The organism is Streptomyces sp. NPDC055140 (genome assembly GCF_053607285.1).
This window is the reverse complement of sequence record NZ_JBSGTG010000148.1, coordinates 1-2,495: the sequence shown is the minus strand read 5'-3', so window position 1 is coordinate 2,495 and position 2,495 is coordinate 1. Positions and strand designations below refer to the sequence as shown.

The 2,495-nt window shown below is 67.8% G+C and carries 1 protein-coding gene and 2 pseudogenes; 2 read left to right on the top strand and 1 reads right to left on the bottom strand.

Annotated features, from left to right (window positions below; genetic code table 11):
• Window positions 1-298: 298 nt before the first annotated feature.
• Window positions 299-472: a hypothetical protein gene (locus ACWFR4_RS48430; RefSeq protein WP_266571173.1), complete on the bottom strand. Its 174-nt coding sequence runs from the start codon at window positions 470-472 to the stop codon at window positions 299-301.
• A 1,074-nt stretch (window positions 473-1,546) separates the two neighbouring features.
• Here ACWFR4_RS48430 and ACWFR4_RS48425 point away from each other — a divergent pair.
• Window positions 1,547-1,924: pseudogene (locus tag ACWFR4_RS48425) on the top strand (redoxin domain-containing protein); the annotation flags it as partial.
• 91 nt (window positions 1,925-2,015) lie between these two features.
• Window positions 2,016-2,303 (top strand): annotated as a pseudogene (locus tag ACWFR4_RS48420) (LexA family protein); the annotation flags it as partial.
• Window positions 2,304-2,495 lie beyond the last annotated feature (192 nt).

Sequence of the window (2,495 nt, the reverse complement as noted above, 5' to 3'; positions counted from 1 at the left end):
GCGCCCGTTGCCGCGGCGATGCTGCGCATCGCCACCACAGGATGCGATTCCTCCCGGGGGTGAACCCCCGGGGTTCCTCGCAAGAGCACGCTGAACACGCTTGTACCCGCCTCGACCTCGGGAGGTGTATTTCAAGGGCGGCGGCTGGCGTGTGCACCTGTGTGTGGAATTCACCGGCATCGGCTATGTCTGACCCGGTGTACTTGCTACCGCCGTTGCATCCACTGTCGCAGGGTATCCAGCAGTCCGCCGCTGCACTTTGGTTCGGTGCAACGGCGGCTGTGTCGGCAGGGGCGTACTACAGCTCCCGCTCGATCTGGTTCTCGCTGATCTTGTCTTCGCTCAGGGTCGCCTCGTTCTGGACGGCGTAGCGAGCCTGCGCCCCGCTGCCCTCGGCGCTTCGGATCTCGCCCCGCTGAAGCTCGTCCTGCTGGTCCCGGTACTCCACGTGCTGTCCCTTGCGGTAGGGCATGGGGATCTCCAAGTCTCGTGTGGGTCGGCGGGGGCTGTCCCTGCTCTTCGGCAGGCCGCCCCGCCCTCTTGGCGCCCGCGAATGTCACCGGGCGCACTGACAGCCCACCCCCAACTGCGCCCTACGGCAACCACTGCGGGCCGAATGGAGGACGCCTCGCCCACCACCCAGGGCCGGACGAGCTGGTCCCGCTCACCTGCAACGAGATGCAGCGTCTGTTCTTCGCCAATCGTCGTGCCCGCGTCATGAAGATCATGTTCTACAGCTGTTCGGAGCATGTTTCGTCCGGGTAGAGCCACGACGCCGGATGCGGGCTTCGTCACGTTCGGTTGCCTCCGCATGCCCCCACGAGCGGAGCAGGCGGGGCCGGTGATTTCCGGGCGCAGGACCCGATGCTGCCTGGGGCGTGCCGGGCGGGTCCGGCAGCCGCACGCTGGCTTCGGCGGGAGCCGACCGGATGCTTGAGGAGCTTCGCCTCCTTGAGGCGAAGCGCCAGGAGGTCAGCTTTCCACTGCGCGACCGAGGCACGGTAGTCGAGCCTGCCCCCGCGGGTCGCCGCGCCGACCTCGACCAGCGCAAGGGGGCTGTGCTGGGTCGGGGAGCTCGGGTGCGAAGTGGCCTTCCAGTCCTACGATTTCGGTGTCAGCGACGCGGCCCAGGGGCAGGCCCCTGTCCGACGCCTACGTGGTGTTCAACCTGCGCGGTCTGCTGCTCGAGCCCGCTCGCAGTTTCGGTGACCGGCGAGGCCCCGCGTCTTCACCACTCGCGGCCAGGAGAAGCGTCAGTCGTTGGATTTGGCCCGCGCCGCGATGAAGACGCTGGACCGATGCTCGGGCGGTGGGCGCGCCGCGCTGGTCACCGCGGTTCACTCGGAGGCGTGGGAGTCCGCCTCCTCGCGGTCCGCGACGCGGTCGGGGTACCGGTGGTCGACGGAGTGGGCGCGGGGGTCCGTCTCGTCGAATCACTGGTGGGGCTGGGCTCGGGACGAGTCGGGCCGGCGGGTATGCGAGGCCCGGGACGAAGGGCGGTCATGGGGTCGGACCGTGACGGGCCGTCCGGAGCCTGCGTGACCCCACGCTCCAGCAGAACCACGCCGCCATCACGGAACGCGGCGCACAGTTGGTCGCGCTCTCCCCGCAGATCCCTGACGAGTCACTGTCACTCACCGAAAAACACGCCCTGGCCTTCGACGTCCTGAGCGACATCGGATCCGCCGTCGCCAAGTCCTACGGCCTGGCCTTCGACCTGCCCGACGACCCAGCCGCGCTGTACGACAAACTCGGCTTCGACCTGCAGCGCGTCAACGCCGGCCACCCGCCCACGCTGCCCCTGCCCGCCACCTTCGTCATCGACCAAGACAACACCATCCAATGGGCGTTCGCAGACGGCGACTACCCCACACGCGCCGAACCGAGCGAGATCCTCGCTGCTCTCGACCGCTTGGCTCGATAGCGGCTCGGGTGACGGGAGGCGTCGGGGCGGACAGCCCCCAGCCTGCGTTGACCGTGGCCCCAACCCGCCGGCAGTTTAAAGTCCAGCAGCAATGCGTACGGCGAGTTCATCACCGAGGACATGCCGGAATCCGCGAACCCGTCGGATTCAGGTCGCCGGCGACAGCATGATCGAGGCGGCGATCTGCGATGGGGACATCGTCACCATCCGCCGCCATGACTCCGCAGACCACGGCGACATCGTGGTCGCGCTCCTGGACGGCGAGGCCACCGTGAAGCGTCTGAGTCGTGAGAACGGTCAGGTCTGGCTGATGCCGCACAATGCGGTGTACGAACCGATCCCTGGCGACGAAGCGGTCATTGCCTCTCAAAAGACCGCGACCCCGGAGTTGACGGCGAGCTCCAAGCCGGCCTGCACGGCATGGCCCGGCCCACCGTCTCTTCAGCGTGCTCTTGCGAGGAACCCCGGGGGTTCACGACTCCGTTGGGAAATGCGTAAACCAGCTTCGCTGGCTTGCTGAGTTCGGCATGATCGTTGTGTTCGTCGGAGCGAGGGGTGTGGCTGGGTGTCG